This window comes from Martelella mediterranea (assembly GCF_004342225.1).
Taxonomy (GTDB): domain Bacteria; phylum Pseudomonadota; class Alphaproteobacteria; order Rhizobiales; family Rhizobiaceae; genus Martelella; species Martelella mediterranea_B.
On record NZ_SMAR01000009.1, the window covers coordinates 26298 to 47068 of the forward strand.

Below are 20771 nucleotides of genomic sequence, written 5' to 3' on the forward strand. Positions count from 1 at the left end.
GCTATAGGTCTGCTTTTTCGGCGCGAATAGTCAATGACCGTCACTCAAGATGGTCTTCGCGCAATGCCCGAAGGCCAATATCGCCAAAAGCGTCGGAAGCGTTTGTCTCAGAGTGCTGAACCTGCTGCCATTCATCGCGCAAAGCTTCACGTTCCAGCCGAAGAATTGTTTCTGCGTCACAGATGCGGGCGCCACCTTTAATCCGGAGGTGATCAAGCAGTCGATGCGAATGAATAATCGTCGCACGGGCGTCAAGAGGCTCCCATGCATCGAGCATTGTCACCCGGCGCAGGTTAAATTCTGGCGGAAGAACATAAAATCTCAGATCGGAAGACCAGAGAAGATCTTTCAGGAAAACCTGGTCTCTTTTGATTTCCGGATGGGCATGAAACTGCGAACGCCACGCTTCAAAAAAGGAGAGCATCGCTTCTGTTTTCCGGTAAAGCATCACGCCGGAGTTAAGCTGCGGGAAGGCGTAAGGCGTGACTTCGGCAAAACCTTCGCGCACGAGCGAGGACTTCCGCCGCACATCATGTGCCAGTGCCAGGTCAAAACGCTCCGCAATGTCGAAAAAGTCGCCGAGCGGCTTGAGTATCAGCGTATCGCAATCGAGGTAAAGCGTGCGATCAAACCGCGACAGGGCAATACATTCGAGCTTCGCACGGTCGTGGACGAGAGGAACAGGCCATACCGCATCAAATAGTCCGATCCCCTCCGCAGCGGTGTCATCAGTGAAAAGGTCTACCGGCAGGTGAGGGTTGTGTGCCTTGAGGGTGCGCGCTGATTGGGCGGCCAGCGCGCGATATTCCGGTCCGGTGGCGACATAAATCACTCCGTCTGTATCCGCCTTTTTTGCGCTGCCGGTCATGAGAAGATCATCCTGTCTGGTTAGGCTTAAGGTCTGACGCATGATACGCCAGCGATCGCCTTCTGGATTAGTCATACCCCCGAACAGGGGCGACCGGCATTCTCATTTTAGCCGTTACGCGATGCCTTAGAAACGCTTGGCAAAGGCCAGCAATTCATCATCGCTTAGCGGATTGATTTTGCTTTCATGGGTTGAGACAGGGGAGAAGCCGAAACGCTGGTAAAGTTGCAGCGCGCGCGGGTGATCCAGGTTGTTCGTTGTCGTAACCACTTTCTCCGGTTCATCCGCCCAGATGGCATAGAGACCCTGAAGCAGAAACCATTTGCCGATCCCAAGCCCCAGAGCGCGTTCGAAAAGACCGAAGTGAACCAGTTCTGTCACATTGTCATCGCGGCGCTGATATTCATAAAAACCAGCTGGCGCGCCTTCCACATAAAGCACTGTTATGGTCGTGCGCTCATTGTGAATTGTTCTGGTCAGCTCGTCATCGCTCATGCGCACGCGATCCACCCATTGCCAGCGCGAACCGACCTGACGATAGAGAAAGCGATAGTAATTCAGCGGAATTTCGGGAACCCGCATCAGCGCAATGTGCAGACTGGAGGGGGAGGCCATGTGCGCACGCGGCGGTGCTGTCATTTCCAGCTTTGTTATGTGAACCTTGAGCGGCTGCGGTGCGATCAGATCGTCATTCATCGTTCAGGCCTTTCCAGTTACGACGGGCGTATCGGTACGGCTGCCCCATTCCGACCATGAACCGTCGTAAAGGCTGTGATCTCTATGTCCAAGAGATTCCAGAGCCAGTGTGATAATTGCAGCGGTTACGCCTGAACCACAGCTGGTGACCACCGGCCCCGACAAATCAATTCCAGCATCCCTGAACATGGCATCGAGCTCATCAAGTGAGCGGAAATGCCCATTTTCCGAAAACGCGGTCGCGGGCAGATTTTTCGCGCCCGGCATATGTCCGGACCGCATGCCCGGGCGCGGCTCCGCTTCTTCAGCGGCAAAGCGCCCGGCGCCCCGCGCATCCGCAATCTGCTTTTCGCCGCTTTCGACGATCTGCATCATATCCTGAAATGACGTGACACGTTTGGTGTCAAAATCCGGGGTGAACGTCGCCGGCTCTGGCTGGACTGTCTTGGAGGTGACGGGCCGACGAGCGGCTTTCCAGCCATCAAAGCCGCCATCAAGCACGAAAACCTCATGCGCGCCCATGATCTGCAGCATCCACCAGACGCGTGGTGCCGAGAAGAAACCGGGGCCATCATAAACGACGATTGTATCTTTTTCGCTGATGCCGCGTTTTCCCATTTCGGATGCGAAGAAATCCGGTGCCGGCAAAGAGTGCGGAAGACCGGTGGTCTTATCTGCGATTTCATCCTGATCAAAAAAGATCGCACCAGGGATGTGGTGTTTTGCGTATTCTGCTTTTCCGCTGCGATTGTGTGCAGGCAGGTACCAGGATGCATCGATTATCGAGAGGCCGGACGCGCCCAGACGCGTCTCCAGCCAGTCCGGTGATACAATAAACGGGCTAAGCCGTGCGCTCATGTCTGCCTCCGATAAAGAAAACCAGCCATCAGAAGTGATGCTGTGTTTGCGGGATTTTGCCGGTGAGCCGGTCATGCGCCTGGAAGGCAGGGCGGGGCAGGAGATTGCACTCTTGAACTGACATGAACGCCTGATCACTTCCTTTACGCAAACGGAATGTCGATCTTTGAGGTGCGCGTGATCCAGTCCGGGCTGGGCAATCCCTTTTCCTCAAGGAAAAGGGGATTAAACAGCTTGGACTGGTAACGGTTCCCGTAATCACACAGGATGGTCACGATTGTGTGGCCGGGACCGAGCGCGCGCGCCATGCGGATCGCACCGGCTATATTGATGCCCGATGAACCGCCAAGGCACAAGCCCTCCCTGGTCACGAGATCAAAGATCAGAGGCAACGCTTCTGTATCGGGAATCCGGAAGGCCATGTCCGGTTTGAAATCTTCCAGATTGGCAGTAATCCGCCCCTGTCCAATTCCTTCGGTGATTGAGTTGCCTTCGCTTTTAAGTTCACCGTCTGTATAAAAAGAGTAAAGTGCGGCACCTTCAGGATCGGCAATACCGGTCTTGATTGCTTTGTTTTTCGCCTTCAGTCCTGCTGCCGTGCCAGCCAGTGTTCCGCCGCTGCCAACTGCGCAGACAAAACCATCCACGGTTCCGCTTGTTTGAGCCCAGATTTCTTCCGCTGTTGTTTCGATATGTGCCTGTCTGTTGGCAACGTTATCGAACTGATTGGCCCATATCGCGCCGTTCGGATTGGCGTGTGCCAGTTGTTCGGCAAGGCGGCCGGAAAGCTTCACATAGTTGTTGGGGTCTCGATAGGGTTTCGCAGGAACTTCAACAAGCTCTGTACCCAAAAGTCTCAGAGCATCCTTTTTCTCCTGAGACTGCGTTTCAGGAATGACGATCACGGTTTTGTAGTCCAGAGCATTGGCAACCATGGTCAGGCCGATACCGGTATTGCCTGCGGTGCCTTCAACAATGGTGCCGCCGGGGGCAAGCAGGCCGCGCTTTTCAGCATCCCGGATAATGTAAAGAGCGGCTCTGTCCTTGACTGATTGTCCCGGATTTAGAAACTCGGCCTTTCCGAGGATGGTGCAGCCGGTGGCCTCAGAGGCGGCTTTCAGCTTGATAAGCGGCGTGTTGCCGATCAGGTCGATCACTGAATTCTGGGTGGTCATATCCCGCAATTCCTTCTGTTTTGAAAGCCTTTTTGCCGCCGCTGCCGGTCTTAAACAAGGAATGGTTTTGCACAAGGTTCTCGTTTTGCGCAATCTGATTTCAGCCCTTTATCGCCTCAAAAGCCTGAAGTGCCCTGTTGCGTGCCTGTTTGTGATCAACGAGAGGGCGAGGGTAGGTCTTGCCAAGTTCGACACCTGCTTCCTTCAACACTGCGTGGGGTGCTTCAAAGGGCGCATGAATATGCTTTGCCGGAAGTCGGGCGAGTTCCGGTATGTAGCGACGCACATAGTCACCATCAGGATCGAACTTGCTGCCCTGCAGCATCGGGTTGAAAATGCGGAAAAACGGTGCTGCATCAGCGCCACATCCTGCAACCCACTGCCAACTCGCCGCATTTGAGGCAGGGTCCGCATCCACCAGTGTGTCGCGGAACCACTCTTCGCCACGGCGCCAGTCGATCATCAGATCCTTGATCAAAAAAGATGCTGCAATCATGCGCACGCGGTTGTGCATCCAGCCATCGCGCCAGAGCTGCCGCATCCCGGCATCAACAATCGGATACCCTGTTTGCCCTTTTGTCCAAGCGCGATAGGCATCTTCATCAGTCGACCATTCAAAATCATCGAAACGGCCATTCCAGTTTTTGGTGGCCAGATCGGGCGCATGAAAAAGCAGGTGATAGGAAAAGTCGCGCCAGACCAGCTCCTGAAGAAATTTCTTCCTGTTTGTGTCGTCGATGTTTTTTGCCTCGCTGACGGCGTGCCAGATTGTTGCCGGTGAAATTTCCCCGAGCGCCAGAAACGGCGACATCAGTGAGGTCGCGTCGACAGAGGGGTGATCACGTTCACCGGCATAGCGGTTGGCGATCTCATCGATAAAGTGTTGCAGGCGCTCTTGTGCGCCGTTTTCTCCGGGCGTCCAAAGTTCGCGAAAACCTGCTGCCCAGTCCGGTTTGCCAGTGTAGAGGCGGAAGTCTTCGAGCGTCTCGCTTTCAGGCTGGCGGGATGGCGAATTGAGTTTTTCTGGCGGGTCGAGCGGTGCCGGAACATGAGCTTCGGCAGAAAACGCTTTCCAGAAAGGCGTATAGACTTTGTAGGGGCCGCCTGTTTTGGTTTTGAAGTGCGATGGCTCATGGAGAATCTGGCCTGCAAAGCTCTCAACCTTAAAACCTTCATCGCGCAGTGCCGCTTTGACTTTTTTATCGGTTTCGATCCCTTTTGGGTCGTAGCGCCTGTTCCAGAAAACAGCTTCCGCGCCCGTCTCTTCGGCTATTGTTTTCAGGATTTGCAGAGGATCTCCGCTTTTCAGTATAATTCTGCTGCCCAGCTTTTCGAAGCGCGCCATAAGCTGCTTCAAAGACTGCTCAAGCCACCATTCCTGAGCACCGCCAAGCGGGCCGTTTCCATCGTCCTCGCGGATATAAACGGGGACAACCGCCCGGCCATTTTCACTCGCTGCCGAAAGGGCCCGGTTGTCGGCAATCCTCAGGTCTTTACGCAGCCAGTAGATGGCGGGCTTTGAGCGCGTGCTGGTGTTCATTTTTAAGGGCGTCCTCGTCGTTGAAGTTCTGCTGATCTGAATTAGGGCGGCGCTACAGGATAGCCAGTCCCGTTTTTCAGGTGTGTTCATTATGGTGTCGAGAAGACTTTGAGCGCGAAAATCCCCGCGCCGCGTTGAGTACGCGGTGACGAGCCCTGAGACCGTCCAGTCTCAGGGCGTAAAGACCACGGTGACGCCCTTGGAAACCATACCGGCCAGTTCCTGGGCATCCCAATTGGTCAACCGCACGCAGCCGTGGCTGGAGGTCTTGCCAATTTTGGAAGGCTCAGGTGTGCCATGAATGCCATAACTGGGCTTGGAAAGCGCAATCCAGACATTGCCAACAGGACCATTGGGCCCCGGATTAATGGTCAGTACCTGATTGTTGTTTCCCTGCTGAAAGTTTTTCTTTGGGTTATAGGTGTAGTTCGGATCGATTGCGATCCGCTCAATCGTGACTGTGCCTGAAGGCGAAGGTGTGTCAGATGAGCCGATTGTTGCTGGATAGGCGGCAACAAGCTGCCCGCTCTCATCGTATGCGCGAACCTGTTTCAGCGTTTTGTCCGCAATAATACGGCTGACTTTTGCTCTTTTCGGCGCTCCCGGGGCGATCACCTTGATCGTGGTTCCGGGGCGAGTGAAATCTGCTTCAGGATTCAGGCGTTTCAGCAACCGCTCATCCATGTGGAATTTTTCGGCAAGCATCTCGTTTACCGATGTGTAGGAGAGGTGCTCCAGCCTGGCCTTCTCGCTGTAATCTGAAGGAATGCTGGCAAGATATGGTCCGGCTGCATCCTCGTCCGTGATCCGGTAAGTCGTGACCGGCAGACCGCCATTGACAGAGAGGCTGGCCAGTATCTTTTCACGATCCTTGTCGGCATCCAGCGTTTCGCCGGTTGCCTCATGATAGGCGGTCAGAGCTTTCTGCACATTATCGCCCATGTGCCCGTCGATGACGCCGGGGGAAAAGCCGGCTCTGTCCAGATAGACCTGCAAAGCGACGACGTTCATATCAAAAATAGAGGCCGTACTTGGTCGCTGAGGGGCCGGGCGCTGATTGTAGTCTTGTTCTGGCTCAGGCGTGGCGGAAAAGGGCGGTCGCAATATCTGATCGGGGCTCTGTGGGCGGGAAGGCCGGGCCGGAGCACGATCTGGCGCTCCGCGGTTCGACCAGCCACCGGGTTCGCGGGCGCTTCGCGAAGCATTGTTGTCAACGCGGGAACGGTAGGTTTCAAGCTCGCGTGCCGTCATTTCTGTCGCCACCAACCGTCCCTGATGGTCGAGCAGCGTTGGACGGCCTGCATTATCCTCACCCAGCGTGACGCTGCCATATTCGGGAATATAGTCGAGCAGGGACCCATCCGGGCGGACCAGAAAAACCTGAACGCCGTGTTTAAATAAAGGTTCGTGCGCCATCAGCTTTGCAGGAACGGCTGTCATCGCGATCAGCAAGATAACAGGCAAGGTATAGATCCTGATCATAACTGATTTCATTCTTGTGTTTTTGAGTTTCTTCATCTCTGCCATATTGCTGATCTGTTGTGCGTTGATCCTGCTGAATGCGGCGTGAACGCCAGAAATGAGAGTGTTTGAAATCATGGTTTTATTGCGGCTGGCCTTGCCGAATAGCCATTTATCATTCTGACGCGGTTGCACTGCCGCTTGCATTCAGCGCATGTTGACTTAACTTCCGCTCATATGACAACGAGGTGAGTGACTATGAATATCCGTCAGATCGATGATTTTTATGCCGTAAGCGGCCAGATCACCGTGGAAGACATTCCGGCAATCAAGGAAGCTGGTTTCAAATCAATTGTCTGCCATCGTCCTGATGGTGAGGAAGACGGGCAGCCCGCGTTTGAGGAAATCGCTGCAGCCGCTCGTGATGCCGGGCTTTATGTCGCGCATGTGCCTGTGGGCGGCATGGGCCTCACCCCCGATGCTGTCACCGGAATGGTCGATGCGCTGGATGATCTGGAGAAGCCGGTTTTAGGATATTGCCGGTCCGGGCAGCGTTCGACCGTGATCTACCAGGCAGCAGAAAGAGCGCGTATTTAATCATATAAAAACAGAGGCATGGATATGAAATATCATGTTTTAGGTGAGACACTGAGGTGGTGTTTATCATGAACGTGATATTTTGTTTTTATCTGTTTGAAAATAAACAATAAAATACAATAATGTGTGCCTATGAGGCGTTCTTGAAAGTTCGGTGACCCGGGTCAGTGCCGATCATTTCATTATTTATCAGATGGGAGAATGTCATGAGACAATTGGTTGCGGCGCTGATCGGTATCGTGGGACTATCGGCGGCTTCGCCCGCACTTGCCGCGAAAACGGATGCGCTTCTGGCGGTCAGCTGGCAGCCTGCTTTTTGCGAAGGGCATTCAGATCGCGCCGAGTGCAAATCCCAGACATCGGCCCGCTATGATGCCAGCCATTTTTCATTGCATGGGCTTTGGCCAATGAATGACGAATATTGCGGTGTTTCGGATGCCGAGCGTGCAACAGATGAAAGCGGGGCATGGTCAAAGCTTCCGGCCCTTTCGTTGTCATCTGATCTTGAAGCCGAGCTAAAGAAGGTCATGCCCGGCGTTCAGTCTAATCTGCAAAGACATGAATGGGTCAAGCATGGCACCTGCACGCGCTTTACACCTGAAAACTACTACCAGACTGCTACAGAACTGCTGAACCAGTTGAACGGTTCCGTCGTTGCCGAGCTTTTCAAGTCGCATATCGGGAAACAGCTTTCGTCCGATGAAATTGTCAAAGCATTCGATTCAGCGTTCGGGCGCAATGCCGGACGGCGGGTGAAAGTCAGCTGTGTGTCTGACGGTAATCGCGTGCTGATTGATGAGATCACCATAGGTCTTTCGAAACAGTATGCTCCCGGCACATCGCTGGAGGATCTGATACAGGGTGCCGGAAGCACATCAATCGGGTGTGACGGTGGCATCGTTGATGCCGCCGGACTTCAATAGGTTCGTGATCAGAGTGAACGGCTTTGGGCCTGCAGATCAACTTGAGTGTCCTTGACCTTCAGGGCATTCCTGACCTTTTCAATGCCCTCAACTGATAAGGCGATACGAGTGGCGGTTTCAATTTCTTCCGAAAGCGCCACTTCGCCCATCAGCCTGGCCTCGCTGCCTGTAACGGCGACCTCGACCTCTGTGGCATCGATATTGCCGACAGCGGCCAGCTCTGCAGCCAGACGCTCCTCTGTTTCAGCCGAACTGGGCCATTTCTCAGTTTCGCTGACCTGCTCACCAAAAAACTCTGCGCGTTTGTGGAGCATAGTTGCCTCCCTTGCAGTGTTGCCAATCTTCCATTAGGCCCAACGCATGAGGTCGGCATTTGTTCGGCTGGTCACGCGGGTGGCGCCGTCAATGGTGTGAATTCAGCGCGTGTGGATTGTGCAGCGCGCGGCTTTAACCTAAAAAGCCTCCCCAAGGAAACCTCGCAACAAGCAGGAATAATCGGTCTATGGCACGTCAGTTCATCTACCACATGTCCGGCCTCAACAAGGCCTATGGCAACAAGAAGGTTCTTGAGAATATTCACCTGTCTTTTTACCCCGATGCCAAGATTGGTATCCTCGGGCCGAACGGTGCGGGTAAATCGACAGTGCTGAGAATTATGGCCGGGCTCGACAATGACTATACAGGCGAAGCCTGGGTCGCGGAGGGTGCTACCGTTGGTTATCTGCCTCAGGAGCCGGAGCTCAATCCAGACAAGACAGTGATGGAAAATGCGATGGAAGGTGTTGCTGAAAAGCAGGCAACGCTGGATCGCTACAATGAACTGATGATGAATTATTCTGACGAGACGGCCGATGAAGCCGCCAAGCTTCAGGACATCATCGACAGCCAAAATCTCTGGGATCTGGAAAGCCAGGTTGAAATGGCCATGGACGCGCTGCGCTGCCCGCCCGGTGATGCCAATGTTGTCAATCTTTCCGGTGGTGAAAAACGCCGTGTCGCGCTTTGCCGTCTTCTTCTGTCGCAGCCCGATCTGCTGCTGCTTGACGAACCAACCAACCATCTCGATGCCGAGACAATCGCCTGGCTTGAAAAGCACCTGCGTGAATATCCCGGCGCTGTCCTGATGATCACCCATGACCGCTACTTCCTCGACAACGTCACTGGCTGGATTCTCGAACTTGATCGTGGGCGCGGTATTCCTTACGAAGGTAACTATACTGCTTATCTGGAAGCCAAGGCCAAGCGTATGGCGCAGGAAGGTCGCGAAGAAGCAGCGCGTCAGCGCGCACTTTCGAGCGAACAGCAGTGGATTTCATCCAACCCGAAGGCACGTCAGGCGAAATCAAAGGCGCGTATCCGTGCCTATGATGAACTTGTCAAATCAGCGGCTGACCGTCGCCCTGGCGATGCGCAGATTGTTATTCCGACCGGAGAACGTCTGGGGCAGGTGGTCATCGAGGCCGAAGGTCTTTCCAAGGGCTACGGCGACCGCTGGCTGATCGATGACCTGAGCTTCAAGCTTCCACCCGGTGGCATCGTTGGTATCATCGGCCCGAACGGTGCAGGTAAGACGACACTGTTCCGGATGATTACCGGGCAGGAGCAGCCAGATAATGGTGAGATCCGCATCGGCGATACCGTCGATCTTGGCTATGTGGACCAGAGCCGCGATTCTCTTGACCCGGACAAGACGGTCTGGGAGGAAATTTCCGGTGGTTCTGACGTGCTCAAGCTCGGCAGCTATGAAGTCAACAGCCGTGCTTATTGTGGCTCGTTCAACTTCAAGGGCGGCGATCAGCAGCAGAAAGTCGGCACGCTCTCAGGTGGTCAGCGTAACCGCGTTCATCTGGCCAAGATGCTCAAGTCCGGATCGAATGTTCTTCTGCTCGACGAGCCAACCAACGATCTCGATACCGAAACGCTGGCTGCACTGGAAGACGCGCTGGAAAACTTCGCCGGTTGCGCTGTGGTCATTTCGCATGACCGTATGTTCCTCGACCGTCTGGCCACGCATATTCTGGCGTTTGAGGGGGACAGTCATGTTGAATGGTTCGAGGGTAACTTTGCCGACTACGAGGCCGATAAAATCCGCCGTCTCGGGCCGGATAGCGTGAATCCGAAGCGCGTGACTTATAAGCGCCTGACGCGTTAAAAGAGACTGAATTTCATGCGAAATGCAAAAAGCCGCCCCGGAAAGGGCGGCTTTTTGCTGGTAAGACTGCAGTCCTAATAGTGTGTCATTGTTTCGAGGTACCCCTCTTCAAACACAATATGGCGCCTTAATGCTCCGAACAGGCCGCGCAGCATATAGCCGACTGCCTCAATATTGACGGCCGCGCCATTTGAAAGCCGCCGGAGAACGTCTGCGACTTCCTCTGCAAAACAGAGATCTTCAAAATGCTCGTATTCGAGACGCGATACTGTCTCAAGCACGCTTTCACGCCCCCCTGCGGCCTTGCGGACAGCAGGGAATATCTTCATTTCCTCGAACTCCTGAGCGGCTTTAATCGCCGGCACGAGTTCCTGTGACAGGCTGTGACAGATCCTGCGGTCGACATTTGCCGGCAGTGAGTCAGCAATGCTTTCAAGAGAATCACATATGCGGTGAATGGCGCGATGCGTCGACTGCAATTCACCAGCCAGCGAAAAATTGTCAGTCATCGGCTGGGCCAAGGCCGCCTCCTTGTGCGGTGATATGAGTAGTTCGGTCGCCATTCGTTCCTCCCGTTTTAGAATCCGACCGCTAGATGCATTAGCGGTCAAAGAGCGTTCGTCTTCATTGACTTAAGTCAAGACCGCGAATACGCGATTTTTCGCAATCGAATATTTTCCTGCCAAAATGGTGGCCGGATTTCTTGCCCTCAAAGCAACGAAAGGATGTATTTCTCAAAACTTCGCTCTTTGTCACGAAACACTAAAATGACTGGTTTATCGGATCCTTGCCGCCGTTTTTTGCGGCGCATGGCAACCGTAAAAGGGACAGAGCATGAGCGAAAAAATAGGCACTTTCGATGATGTGAGTTGCGGACGTACGGTCCAGTTTTACATCGATGAGAAGCCGTATTGGGCGGATGGAACAGAAGCGCCTTCACCGAAAATGACAGGTATGCAGTGGCGTATCTGGTGGCTTTCAGTTGCCGGAAAGTTTTTTGAAGGGCTGGTCGTTTTCATGACCGGTGTCGCGCTCCCACTGATCGCAAAGGAGTTTGATCTCAACGCTGCGCAGCATGGCATTGTCGGCTCTGCGTCGCTTTTCGGAATATTGATCGGCGCCAGCGCACTGGGCGGACTGTCTGACCGGTTCGGACGCAAGCGTGTTTTCATTTTTGAGCTGGGTCTTTTTATCGCTTTTCTCGCGGCGATTATTGTCACTCCAAGCTTCCTGTGGCTGGCAGTCTGCCTGTTCGGCATGGGGCTTGCGCTTGGTTGTGATTATCCGACTGCGCACCTTGTCATTTCTGAAAGTACGCCGTCTCATACACGCGGTGGGCTTGTCCTGTCAGCGTTCGGTTTTCAGGCCGTCGGTGCAATTTTCGGCACGATTCTCGGCTACATCATTCTCACTCTTGACCCTTCGATCCAGGCCTGGCGCTGGATGTATGCCTCAGCCATTATTCCTGCTCTGATCGTTTTTGTGGGGCGTTTCTTCATTCCCGAAAGTCCGCACTGGCTTGCAGCACGTGGCCGGGAGCGTGAAGCGGAAGACGAACTGGAGAAGCTGCTCTCGCGCGTTCCTGCCTATCCGACAGAAGTGAAGATTGATGATCTTCAGGAGGTCGCGTCTAAAAAGAAGCCGAAGACCGGCTATGCCGCCCTGTTTCACCGGGAAAACCGGCGTGCCCTCATTCTGGCTTCCGTGCCGTGGTTTTTGCAGGATCTGGGAACCTATGGCATCGGTATTTTCACGCCGACCATTCTGGCGGCCACAGTGGGGCATCAGCGTGAAAATGCGCACAATATCGCCGATCTGATCAGTAACGATCTGATTGCTGCCAAGGGAACCGCGTTGCTTGATATTCTTCTGCTGGTCGGTGTCGTTGCTGCGGTATTCCTTGCAGATAAGCTGGGACGTATCAGATTGCAGGTTTTCGGATTCATTGGCTGCGCGCTCGGGCTGTCTATCGCCGCTCAATCGAGTTTGTTTGATGGTCCCATGCAGACGGCGCTGATTTTTGCCGGTTTCATGTTGTTTAATTTTATGACCAACCTCGGCCCAAATGCGCAGACATATCTGATCGCGGGTGAAGTGTTTCCAACGCGCATTCGTGGAACCGGCGCTGGTTTTGCCGCGTCATTTGCCAAGATCGGGGCTTGTCTTACAGCCTTTTTGTTCCCCATCCTTCTGTCCGATATAGGGACCACGATTCTGCTTTATATTCTTGTTGGAACGTCGTTGCTGGGTGCGCTCATCACTTTCTTCTACCGGATAGAAACCAAAGGGATCAGCCTTGAGGCTGAATGACGAACAGTCACACTCCCGGCTAAGATAAAAAAAGCCCCGCGCTGATTTTGCGCGGGGCTTCAGTGTGACAGAATAGCCGATTCTTAAGAATCAATTACTTGGCCGCAGCACGTGCCTTTTCGAGCCAGCCGTCAACCAGATCCTGATTGTTCTTGATCCACTCAGATGCCTGCGCGTCGACATTGTCATCGCCATTATTCATGGCAGAGTTCTGTGCGTAGATCGCCGGCAGTGGAATGGACGCCGCCTGCAGCAGGGCATCGACTGCCGGGTTGTCTGAGATGAAGTCATCGTTGACAACCGGTACGATGTCATTGGCGACAAAGCCCATGTAGCATGGATCGGCAACGCAGGTGTCCAGTCCCTTGGCAGGTGCCGGAAGCTCAACGCCTTCCTTCTGCGGCACTTCGATCCACATCACATCCTTGCCGGGGGCGAGCTGGTCAACGGTCCAGTTCGGCGTCCATGTGTAGAACAGAATATGTTCACCGTTCTGGTAGGCTGCAATCGCGTCGGCCATCGAAGCCGAGTAACCGGCCTTGATCGGGTTGATGGCATCGCCGAGATCAAACTCTTCCATATGCTTGGAAATGGTCAGTTCGCAGCCCCAGCCCGGAGGGCAGGCAACCAGATCGGCCTTGCCGTCGCCGTTACGGTCGAAGGCTTCCTTGACTTCCGGACGCTTGAAGTCGTCGAGCGTCTTGATGTCGAATTCTTCAATGGCTGCCTTGTCGACAAGGTAGCCCTGAAGCGCACCGCCCTTTGCGACAGCACCGTCAACCTTTGCCTTGCCTTCGAATGTGGACTTGTAAGTGTCGTGCAGCGGGAACCAGCCGTTCACCCACAGGTCTACGTCGCCCTGCGAAACAGCCTGGTAGAACGCCGAAGCGCCAAGTGTCATCGGACCTGTCACCGTGTAGCCGAGATCTTCAAACATCTGCTTGTAGATTGAGGCCTGAAACCAGCCGGTATCCCAGTCAGCCTGTGCCATCGTGATCGTCTTGCCGTCACCCGGCTCCTGAGCAAATGCGGCAGCCGGCACAAGGCTGGCAGCGCCAAGCAGAAGCGCGGCGGAAAACTTGCGAAGATCGTAAGTCATTGTGGTGTTTCTCCGTGTTTTGTGTTGCGATTATTGCCCGGAAGAGCCGGGCAACCATCTTGGCTAGGGATCGGAGATCCCTCTAAAGACTGTGAAGACACAGTCCTGATTTATTCAGCGGCCTGCTTCTGACCGCTGAAAAGAGCCGCCAGCGCCTGACGGAATGTCATGCGATTGGGGTCGCCGGGTTCGACAAGGCCCTGCGTGATCCGGTCGAGAACGATAGCCAGCACAACAATGCCGACACCGCCGGCCGTGGCACCGCCAACGTCCAGACGTCCAAGGCCCGTGTTAACCACCTGACCCAGGCCACCCGCACCAATCAGAGCCGCGATAACAACCATCGACATGGCGAGCATCAGGGTCTGGTTCAGGCCAGCCATGATTGTGCGCATTGCCAGTGGCAGCTGAACCTCAAACAGGGTCTGAGAATATGTCGCACCGAAGGCTTCTGAAGCTTCGATCAGGTCCGTGCGGACATTCCGGATACCCAGATTGGTCATACGAATAATCGGAGGCAGGGCGAAGATGATCGTCGCAATAATGCCTGGAGCCATACCAACGCCGAAGAGCATCACGATCGGCACCAGATAGACGAAGCTTGGGACCGTCTGCATCACATCAAGGATCGGTCTGACGATCTTCCACATCGTGTCGCTGCGCGCGACCAGAATGCCAACCGGCACACCGATGACCGTACAGAACAGAACCGAGGTTATGATCATAGCCAGCGTCGTCATCGTATCCGGCCACAGGCCGATCAGATCAACGAAGAGGAAGCCGATGATCGTAACAATTGCCATGGTTTTACCAACGATACGCCATGCCAGCAAAGCAAAAAGCGCTGTGATGACAAGCATCGGAATGAAGGCAAAGACTGCGTCGAATGCCTGCAGAACTTCATTCACCGGAACCTGAAGTGCACGGAAGAACGGCCGAAAATTCGGGACCAGGAAGCCGCGGACAAAAGCGTTGACCCATTCGTCGAATGGGATTGTAAGATATTGTGAGGGATCGAACAAAATTTGTCTCCTGTCAGCTTATTCCGAGGCCTGTTTATCGGCGGCGGGCTGCTTCTTTTCATCATCAGCACCGCTCTCGTTTGTGTCTTCAGCCGGCTCTTCGTCGCTGGCAAGCTGTTCGAAGATTGCTTCCTGAGATACCACGCCGACAAGCTTTCCGTCGTCGTCAGTTACAGCCACCGGAACGCCGCTCTGTGCAGCACCATAGACTTCATTGAGGTAGGCTTCCTCTGCGACTGTCGGCGGTTCGGCCAGCATGACATCACGCACTGGCGTCGAACGGTCGCGTTCCAGGGCAACTGAGCGCATGAGAAGGCCGACCGGAACGCCGCGTTCAACCACATAGGCGAGGTCGGATTTTGCGCGGTCCATCACCTGAAGAGCATCACGCGTGGTGGCATCAACCTTCACCCATGCTGCATCTTCACTGATATCGGAGACCTTGAAGACACGGCTGCGGTCGATATCGGAGACGAACGCACGAACGTAGTCGTCTGCCGGCTCGGATACGATCTCCTGTGCCGTTCCCACCTGCACGAATGCACCGTCTTTCATGATCGCGATGCGATCACCAAGGATCATGGCCTCGTTCAGGTCATGGGTGATGAAGATGATGGTTTTCTTCAATTCTTTTTGAAGAACCATCAATTCGTCCTGCATCTCACGACGGATCAGCGGATCAAGGGCGCCAAAAGGTTCGTCCATCAACAGGATTTCCGGGTCATTGGCCAGACCGCGGGCGAGTCCGACGCGCTGCTGCATACCGCCGGAAAGCTGGCTCGGATAGCTGTTGGCATACGTATCAAGGCCGACCTTTGCCAGAGATTCCATCGCCAGCTTGTGCCGTTCTTCCTTGCCCATGCCTTTAAGCTTCAGACCGAAGGCAACATTGTCGATAATCGTTTTATGAGGAAAAAGGGCGAAGTGCTGGAAAACCATAGTGATTTTCTGTCTGCGCACATTTTTCAGTGTGTCTTTGTCACACGATGCAACATCGACATCATCAATCATGATCTGGCCACCGGACGGCGGGATCAGACCATTGAGGGTGCGTACCAGAGTGGATTTACCAGAGCCCGAAAGGCCCATGATGACGAATATTTCGCCCTCATTGACCTCAAAGCTGACATCATTGATACCGACCGTGACCCCGGTCGCTTTAAAGATATCTTCTTTTGATTCACCAGCGGCAAGGCGTTTGGCGCCTTCGCCACTTTCATCATTGAAAAGCTTGGAAACATTCTTCGCGATCAGTTTTACTGTCATACCTCTTCCTAACGCGGCTGCAAGGGAAACAGTTCCCCGAGGCGGCTGATCTTATTTGCGTTCACGTGCTGCCGCGAACGGCGCATTCCACACGCATCATTTATGGGGCGGCGAGGCCATAAGCCCCCGATGTGGTGGTGGACACACGCCGCGACCTTGCGGCTCCTTCAGACGCCAAAGAAAGGCACTGAAAGCGATCCGCATACCCCGCAGGCTCCATAGAACCCCGATCGCCACTCAAAAAAGACGCTTTCAAAGCATCGGACGACGGCTGATATTTAGAATTATGGCTCATGGATGTCAAATTCACGACGAATTGCTGCCTTTTATATCCAAACTGCCTATTCTGAATCAGAATCGTGTAGATATCCGGCGCTGGCAAGTCAGATTTGGGGTGTTGCCTTGAACCTAAAGCCCGGGCGGAGTACGTCAGGTGGAATTCATTCATGACGAGTGACGGGTGATACATTGATCGACCCTTATGAAGTGCTTGGAATTGACCGTAAATCGGATGAAAAGACGGTTCGGGCAGCTTATCGAAAACTGGCGAAGGAAGCCCACCCTGACAGCGGTGGCGACGAAGACAGTTTCGGGCAACTGCAGGCATCTTATGATCTGCTGAAGAATCCGGTGCGCCGGAAGGTCTACGATGATACTGGCTATGATCCGGAACTGGCCGAGCCGAATGACCTTAAAGGCCTGTTGCTTCTGGAACCGCTCGTGAACGAGATGATTCTCGACGAGCGTGAGCCTGGCAGTTTTGATCCTATTGCCGCGATGCGCCGCAAGCTGTCCGATGATATTCTCAAGAGCCGGTTCCACATTCTTGAACTGGAACGGCATCGCGCGCGTGTGCGAAAACACATGGATCGGGTTGCGAAAAAAGCACGCAATGACAGCGGTTCCGATGTACTGGGAGCGATGTTGAGAGCCAGAAGCGAGTCCATCGCCGAAGCCATCAAAAATGCCGAAGAGCAGATTGCTGCCATTGAGCAGGCTTATACCATGCTGGAAGGATATTCCTATGAGATTGACCTGCCGGATAGCGAGGACAAGGATCAGCTTGACGGGCCTGAAGCGCACCGGCGGGATGACGCGGCCGAATAGGGTTGTCGTTTGATGGACCACGCACGGTTCGCATCCGTTTAAGCGTTTGCTTCAAAGAAATTCAGCCCTTTTTGGATTTTAGAAGACTGCCGGAGATTATGATGACGTCAATGGAATGGCCGGCTCTGCTGGATCTTAATCGCCTCTATCGTGCTGACTACCAGCAGGATAGGCATCGTCCGGCCTATGATCAGGATGCAGACCGGATTGCATTTTCCGCGCCATTCCGACGGCTTGCGAACAAAACGCAGGTGCATCCGCTTTATGACAATGATCACATTCACCATCGTCTGATTCACAGCATGGAAACGGCGAGTGTCGGTCGTTCGCTCGGCCTTGAGGTCGGTCACTGGCTTGAGCAGGAAGGTCTGATCGCAGCGGGCGGACAGGCCGTTGTCGCCGGTACGGTGCATGCCGCTTGTCTTGCGCACGATATCGGCAATCCACCTTTCGGGCATTCCGGCGAGGCGGCTATTGGTGATTGGTTTGCCGAGAAGTTTGATTCTCGTAGCGGACTGTTTCAGGATCGCGGTCAGTGCTTTGCCGAAGAGTTTGAAGCTTTTGAAGGCAATGCGCAGGGCTTTCGGATACTCACCCGGCTCGAAATGAACCGTCCGGGTGGCATGCGCCTGACACATGCGACGTTGGGTGCATTCATGAAATATCCCGCGACGGCGCGGGCGAGGCGCGAAGATCCGGAAATTTCAGGGGCTTTGAAGAAGTTCGGTGTTTTCGAATCCGATACGGATGCGTTGCGTGCCGTTGCCGAGCAGACAGGCCTTCTTCCCGGTGCGGGGCCGCATCGGTGGTGGTGCCGCCATCCGCTGGTTTTCCTCGTCGAGGCAGCCGATGACATTTGTTATAACATCCTTGATCTTGAAGATGCTTTCACTGCGGGCACATTGAGTTATCGGGAGGTCGTTGAGCTTCTGGCCGCTGTTGCCGGGCTGGTTCCGCGCGAAGACCGTGGCGATACGCAGTCAGAGAAGATTGCATTTTTGCGCGCTGTTGCGATCGGGCGCGCGTTTGAAGCCTGCAGTCAGGCTTTCAGCGAAAACCACAGCGCGATCATGCATGGAACCTTCAGCAAAGGGCTGGTTGAAGCCAGCTCTTGCGCGGCAGCCTTTGCCGTGATGCGCACAATCGCCAGTGAACGGATTTTCACGGCTTCAAGAAAAACCGAACTGGAAGTTATGGGGCGCAACCTCGTCCACAGAATTCTCGATGGTTTGTTACCCGTGTTTGAAGCTCTGGCCGAGTCAGACTTTGAACCGGAAAAGCTGACCGGATACCCAAGGCAGCTGCGGCGCGCACTCGATATTGATCTTCGGCAGGCACATGATCCTTATTCGGCGTTGCATTGCCTGGCGGATTACGTTTCGGGCATGACGGATCGTTATGCGCTCAAGGTCTCGAAAATCATTTATGGCTGAGAGCCTGAAGATCTTGCTGCATAGCTGTGGCGCAGTGCAGGCAGGGAAAGGGCCAGCAGAAAAACTGAGACAACAGCAAAGACATAGGGCCCGATCCACTCATACCCTAAAACGCCGGCAACACCGCCACCAAAAAATGACAAAAGCGTTGCCGAATGGAGCTTCAATCTCGACCGCATGATCGGTTTCGTGTCGTTTTTTCTGTCCAGAAGTGCCGCAAGCTCAATGCCGATATCAGTGGCGATCCCGGAAACATGACTGGTTCGCACACGGGCATCGGAGATACGTGTTGTTGCCGCGTTTTGAAGCCCCATCAGAAAGCTGAGCCCGGCCAGCATAACCATGGCGCTGACTGACTGGGGCAGTGTCAGCTCGAACACCGTCAACGCGAGCAGGAGGAGGGCTTCAAGCAATATGCTCAGTGCATAAATGCCGCGAATCTGTCGACGGCGGCCTGCCTCGATGAGAACGGCTGAGATGAAGGCTCCGAAGATAAAGGCGGCCAGAAGTGCGAAGAGCCCGGCAGCGACAATCCATTGTCGAAGCGCGAGCATGTCAGACATGGCCGAGACATTGCCGGTCATGTTGGCTGAGAAGTAACCAAGCGATCTGAAACCAGCAGCATTAACGGCTCCGGCGGCAAGCGCCAGCCAGACGGCCAGGCGCAGATCAAATGCAACGGTTCTTTTTTCGCCGACCTGTATCAGCATCAGCCTGTCCGAAAATTCAGAAGAAAATATTTTAAAATCATACGGTTGTTCTTTTATGTGAAAGCTCTGGTCTAAAAGCCGATAAATCTTAATAGCATAAAACAGGCTGAGGAGAGCAGAGCCGCCGCGGGAACCGTGATCACCCAGGCGGCTATAATCGTCAGGAAGTGGGAGCGCCGGACAAGTTTACGCCGCGCGCGTTCCTGACCGGGTATTCTCTCTGCGGATGGCCGTTCACGCTGAATGCGCCGCGCGCGCCGTTCGACATACCATTCCCTGAAGAATCCGACGCCGAATACGCCGCCGACCGCGATATGTGTTGAGCTTACGGGCAGACCGAGCCATGAGGCCGCGATGACGGTGACAGCCGCAGAAAGTGCAACACAATAGGCCCGCATCGGGTTCAGTTTCGTTATCTGGCTTCCAACCATGCCGATCAGTTTTGGCCCGAAAAGAACAAGACCGAAGGAGATGCCGAACGCGCCGATAAGCATGACCCAGAGCGGGATGGACACTTCGCCGGCTATTGCCGAGGATTTCTGAACATAGGCAATTGCTGCAAGCGGACCGACGGCATTGGCAACGTCATTGGCGCCGTGGGCGAAAGACAAAAGTGCAGCAGATGCCACAAGTGGCAGCCGAAACAGCGTCTTGAGTGAACGGTTCCGGTTCTCAAGTCCCTGCGATTGCTTTCGGATCAGCGGGACAGACAGAAGGCCGATCACCAGTCCGGAGGCCAGCCCGATCAGAAGCGCGATCGAGAAATCGATTGCGATGACCTTTTTCAGGCCTTTCAGTGACAGATATGTTGCGAATGCGGCGCTCATCACGCCGATCAGAACCGGGACCCATGTTCGTGCCGCGGCGATCTTGTCGTCAACATACATGATCCGCCATTTGATGAAGGCGAGCATGGCAGCGGCGATGATGCCGCCGAGGAGCGGGGAGATGACCCAGCTGGCGGCAATGGCGCTCATGGTCTCCCAGTTCACGGTGCTGATACCGGCAGCCGTTATTCCCGCTCCCATCACTCCGCCAACCATGGAGTGCGTGGTCGACACCGGCGCGCCGATCCATGTGGCTACATTGACCCATACGGATGCGGCCAGCAAGGCGGCCATCATCGCACGCACAAATACGGTGGTGCTGGAAAGCGCGGAGGGCGCGATAATGCCTTTGGAGATGGTTGAGACGACATCCCCCCCGGCAAGCAGAGCGCCGGCGCTTTCGCAAACAGCTGCGATGGCGATGGCTCCGAGCAGCGAGAGTGCCTTCGCACCAACTGCTGGTCCCATATTGTTGGCGACATCGTTGGCACCGATATTGAGCGCCATATAGGCACCGAAGGCTGCTGCTACGATCACCGCAAGGCTTTGAGGCTCCCCGCCCGTAAAGATGGCAGCCGCAACGACGGTCAGTGTTACAAAAACAAGGCTCACCCCGACGCCCACAAGCGGGCGCGAAGTATACATCGTAGCCTCTTCCAGACGAGAAAGACGGTTCAGGTCTTTATCGAGCGTCTTCCACTGCTGCGTGGCGTCATCATGCACTTTT

Annotated in this window: 19 protein-coding genes; 6 read left to right on the forward strand and 13 right to left on the reverse strand. The window is 54.5% G+C overall.

The window, feature by feature from the left end:
- Positions 1 to 40: 40 nt before the first annotated feature.
- The 6 genes from EDC90_RS07985 to EDC90_RS08005 form a co-directional block, all read right to left on the reverse strand.
- A complete protein-coding gene (locus tag EDC90_RS07985; RefSeq protein ID WP_132310311.1) occupies positions 41 to 868 on the reverse strand; it encodes a putative nucleotide-diphospho-sugar transferase in 828 nt (275 codons plus the stop codon).
- 126 nt (positions 869 to 994) lie between these two features.
- Positions 995 to 1564: a GNAT family N-acetyltransferase gene (locus tag EDC90_RS21060; RefSeq protein ID WP_207903874.1), complete on the reverse strand. Its 570-nt coding sequence runs from the start codon at positions 1562 to 1564 to the stop codon at positions 995 to 997.
- A gap of 3 nt (positions 1565 to 1567) precedes the next feature.
- Positions 1568 to 2422, reverse strand: coding sequence for a 3-mercaptopyruvate sulfurtransferase (sseA, locus tag EDC90_RS21065; protein ID WP_207903875.1), 855 nt, complete (start codon positions 2420 to 2422; stop codon positions 1568 to 1570).
- A gap of 143 nt (positions 2423 to 2565) precedes the next feature.
- On the reverse strand, positions 2566 to 3597 hold the full coding sequence (locus EDC90_RS07995; protein ID WP_132310313.1) for a cysteine synthase A: 1032 nt from the start codon (positions 3595 to 3597) through the stop codon (positions 2566 to 2568).
- A 100-nt stretch (positions 3598 to 3697) separates the two neighbouring features.
- The gene (locus EDC90_RS08000) at positions 3698 to 5137 is read right to left on the reverse strand and encodes a cryptochrome/photolyase family protein (RefSeq protein WP_132310315.1); all 1440 of its coding nucleotides are present in this window, start codon (positions 5135 to 5137) and stop codon (positions 3698 to 3700) included.
- Positions 5138 to 5308: 171 nt separating this feature from the next.
- On the reverse strand, positions 5309 to 6619 hold the full coding sequence (locus tag EDC90_RS08005) for a L,D-transpeptidase family protein (protein ID WP_245510985.1): 1311 nt from the start codon (positions 6617 to 6619) through the stop codon (positions 5309 to 5311).
- 237 nt (positions 6620 to 6856) lie between these two features.
- Here EDC90_RS08005 and EDC90_RS08010 point away from each other — a divergent pair, with 237 nt between their 5' ends.
- Positions 6857 to 7195, forward strand: coding sequence for a TIGR01244 family sulfur transferase (locus EDC90_RS08010; RefSeq protein ID WP_132310317.1), 339 nt, complete (start codon positions 6857 to 6859; stop codon positions 7193 to 7195).
- A gap of 206 nt (positions 7196 to 7401) precedes the next feature.
- Entirely contained in the window at positions 7402 to 8118 is a 717-nt protein-coding gene (locus EDC90_RS08015; RefSeq protein WP_132310319.1) for a ribonuclease T2 family protein, read from the forward strand.
- An 8-nt stretch (positions 8119 to 8126) separates the two neighbouring features.
- Here the strand turns inward: EDC90_RS08015 and EDC90_RS08020 are convergent, their stop codons facing one another.
- Positions 8127 to 8432, reverse strand: a complete 306-nt coding sequence (locus EDC90_RS08020) for a BON domain-containing protein (protein ID WP_132310321.1) — start codon at positions 8430 to 8432, stop codon at positions 8127 to 8129.
- 188 nt (positions 8433 to 8620) lie between these two features.
- Between EDC90_RS08020 and ettA the strand changes: the two genes are divergently transcribed.
- Entirely contained in the window at positions 8621 to 10270 is a 1650-nt protein-coding gene (ettA, locus tag EDC90_RS08025) for an energy-dependent translational throttle protein EttA (protein ID WP_132310323.1), read from the forward strand.
- Between the two features lie 74 nt (positions 10271 to 10344).
- Here ettA and EDC90_RS08030 read toward each other — a convergent pair whose 3' ends face one another.
- Positions 10345 to 10833: a hemerythrin domain-containing protein gene (locus EDC90_RS08030; RefSeq protein WP_132310325.1), complete on the reverse strand. Its 489-nt coding sequence runs from the start codon at positions 10831 to 10833 to the stop codon at positions 10345 to 10347.
- A gap of 271 nt (positions 10834 to 11104) precedes the next feature.
- Between EDC90_RS08030 and EDC90_RS08035 the strand changes: the two genes are divergently transcribed.
- A complete protein-coding gene (locus tag EDC90_RS08035) occupies positions 11105 to 12580 on the forward strand; it encodes an MFS transporter (protein ID WP_132310327.1) in 1476 nt (491 codons plus the stop codon).
- Between the two features lie 94 nt (positions 12581 to 12674).
- Here EDC90_RS08035 and proX read toward each other — a convergent pair whose 3' ends face one another.
- From proX to EDC90_RS08050, 3 genes are all read right to left on the reverse strand, one after another.
- Positions 12675 to 13679 (reverse strand): glycine betaine/L-proline ABC transporter substrate-binding protein ProX, encoded by a 1005-nt coding sequence (gene proX / locus EDC90_RS08040; protein ID WP_132310329.1) that lies wholly within the window; start codon positions 13677 to 13679, stop codon positions 12675 to 12677.
- 110 nt (positions 13680 to 13789) lie between these two features.
- Positions 13790 to 14701: an ABC transporter permease gene (locus EDC90_RS08045; RefSeq protein WP_132310331.1), complete on the reverse strand. Its 912-nt coding sequence runs from the start codon at positions 14699 to 14701 to the stop codon at positions 13790 to 13792.
- Between the two features lie 18 nt (positions 14702 to 14719).
- Positions 14720 to 15967 carry a quaternary amine ABC transporter ATP-binding protein gene (locus tag EDC90_RS08050; protein ID WP_132310334.1) on the reverse strand — a complete coding sequence of 416 codons (1248 nt, stop codon included), beginning with the start codon at positions 15965 to 15967 and terminating at the stop codon, positions 14720 to 14722.
- Positions 15968 to 16435: 468 nt separating this feature from the next.
- Between EDC90_RS08050 and EDC90_RS08055 the strand changes: the two genes are divergently transcribed.
- A complete protein-coding gene (locus tag EDC90_RS08055; RefSeq protein WP_132310478.1) occupies positions 16436 to 17074 on the forward strand; it encodes a J domain-containing protein in 639 nt (212 codons plus the stop codon).
- A gap of 98 nt (positions 17075 to 17172) precedes the next feature.
- Positions 17173 to 18507 carry a dGTP triphosphohydrolase gene (gene dgt / locus EDC90_RS08060; protein WP_245510986.1) on the forward strand — a complete coding sequence of 445 codons (1335 nt, stop codon included), beginning with the start codon at positions 17173 to 17175 and terminating at the stop codon, positions 18505 to 18507.
- Here the strand turns inward: dgt and EDC90_RS08065 are convergent.
- Together EDC90_RS08065 and EDC90_RS08070 are read right to left on the reverse strand one after the other, a co-directional pair.
- Complete coding sequence (locus EDC90_RS08065) at positions 18498 to 19217, reverse strand: YoaK family protein (RefSeq protein ID WP_132310336.1); 720 nt, start codon at positions 19215 to 19217, stop codon at positions 18498 to 18500. The two genes, dgt and EDC90_RS08065, sit on opposite strands and share 10 nt — an antisense overlap.
- A 71-nt stretch (positions 19218 to 19288) precedes the next feature.
- A complete protein-coding gene (locus EDC90_RS08070) occupies positions 19289 to 20767 on the reverse strand; it encodes an inorganic phosphate transporter (RefSeq protein ID WP_132310338.1) in 1479 nt (492 codons plus the stop codon).
- Positions 20768 to 20771 lie beyond the last annotated feature (4 nt).

What these genes read in the sequence shown, in the direction of transcription:
- EDC90_RS07985 (WP_132310311.1), bottom strand. Translation starts at nt 868, where the DNA reads ATGACCGGCAGCGCAAAAAAGGCGGATACAGACGGAGTGATTTATGTC.
- EDC90_RS21060 (WP_207903874.1), bottom strand. Translation starts at nt 1,564, where the DNA reads ATGAATGACGATCTGATCGCACCGCAGCCGCTCAAGGTTCACATAACA.
- sseA (WP_207903875.1), bottom strand. Translation starts at nt 2,422, where the DNA reads ATGAGCGCACGGCTTAGCCCGTTTATTGTATCACCGGACTGGCTGGAG.
- EDC90_RS07995 (WP_132310313.1), bottom strand. Translation starts at nt 3,597, where the DNA reads ATGACCACCCAGAATTCAGTGATCGACCTGATCGGCAACACGCCGCTT.
- EDC90_RS08000 (WP_132310315.1), bottom strand. Translation starts at nt 5,137, where the DNA reads ATGAACACCAGCACGCGCTCAAAGCCCGCCATCTACTGGCTGCGTAAA.
- EDC90_RS08005 (WP_245510985.1), bottom strand. Translation starts at nt 6,619, where the DNA reads ATGATCAGGATCTATACCTTGCCTGTTATCTTGCTGATCGCGATGACA.
- EDC90_RS08010 (WP_132310317.1), top strand. Translation starts at nt 6,857, where the DNA reads ATGAATATCCGTCAGATCGATGATTTTTATGCCGTAAGCGGCCAGATC.
- EDC90_RS08015 (WP_132310319.1), top strand. Translation starts at nt 7,402, where the DNA reads ATGAGACAATTGGTTGCGGCGCTGATCGGTATCGTGGGACTATCGGCG.
- EDC90_RS08020 (WP_132310321.1), bottom strand. Translation starts at nt 8,432, where the DNA reads ATGCTCCACAAACGCGCAGAGTTTTTTGGTGAGCAGGTCAGCGAAACT.
- ettA (WP_132310323.1), top strand. Translation starts at nt 8,621, where the DNA reads ATGGCACGTCAGTTCATCTACCACATGTCCGGCCTCAACAAGGCCTAT.
- EDC90_RS08030 (WP_132310325.1), bottom strand. Translation starts at nt 10,833, where the DNA reads ATGGCGACCGAACTACTCATATCACCGCACAAGGAGGCGGCCTTGGCC.
- EDC90_RS08035 (WP_132310327.1), top strand. Translation starts at nt 11,105, where the DNA reads ATGAGCGAAAAAATAGGCACTTTCGATGATGTGAGTTGCGGACGTACG.
- proX (WP_132310329.1), bottom strand. Translation starts at nt 13,679, where the DNA reads ATGACTTACGATCTTCGCAAGTTTTCCGCCGCGCTTCTGCTTGGCGCT.
- EDC90_RS08050 (WP_132310334.1), bottom strand. Translation starts at nt 15,967, where the DNA reads ATGACAGTAAAACTGATCGCGAAGAATGTTTCCAAGCTTTTCAATGAT.
- dgt (WP_245510986.1), top strand. Translation starts at nt 17,173, where the DNA reads ATGATGACGTCAATGGAATGGCCGGCTCTGCTGGATCTTAATCGCCTC.
- EDC90_RS08065 (WP_132310336.1), bottom strand. Translation starts at nt 19,217, where the DNA reads ATGCTGATACAGGTCGGCGAAAAAAGAACCGTTGCATTTGATCTGCGC.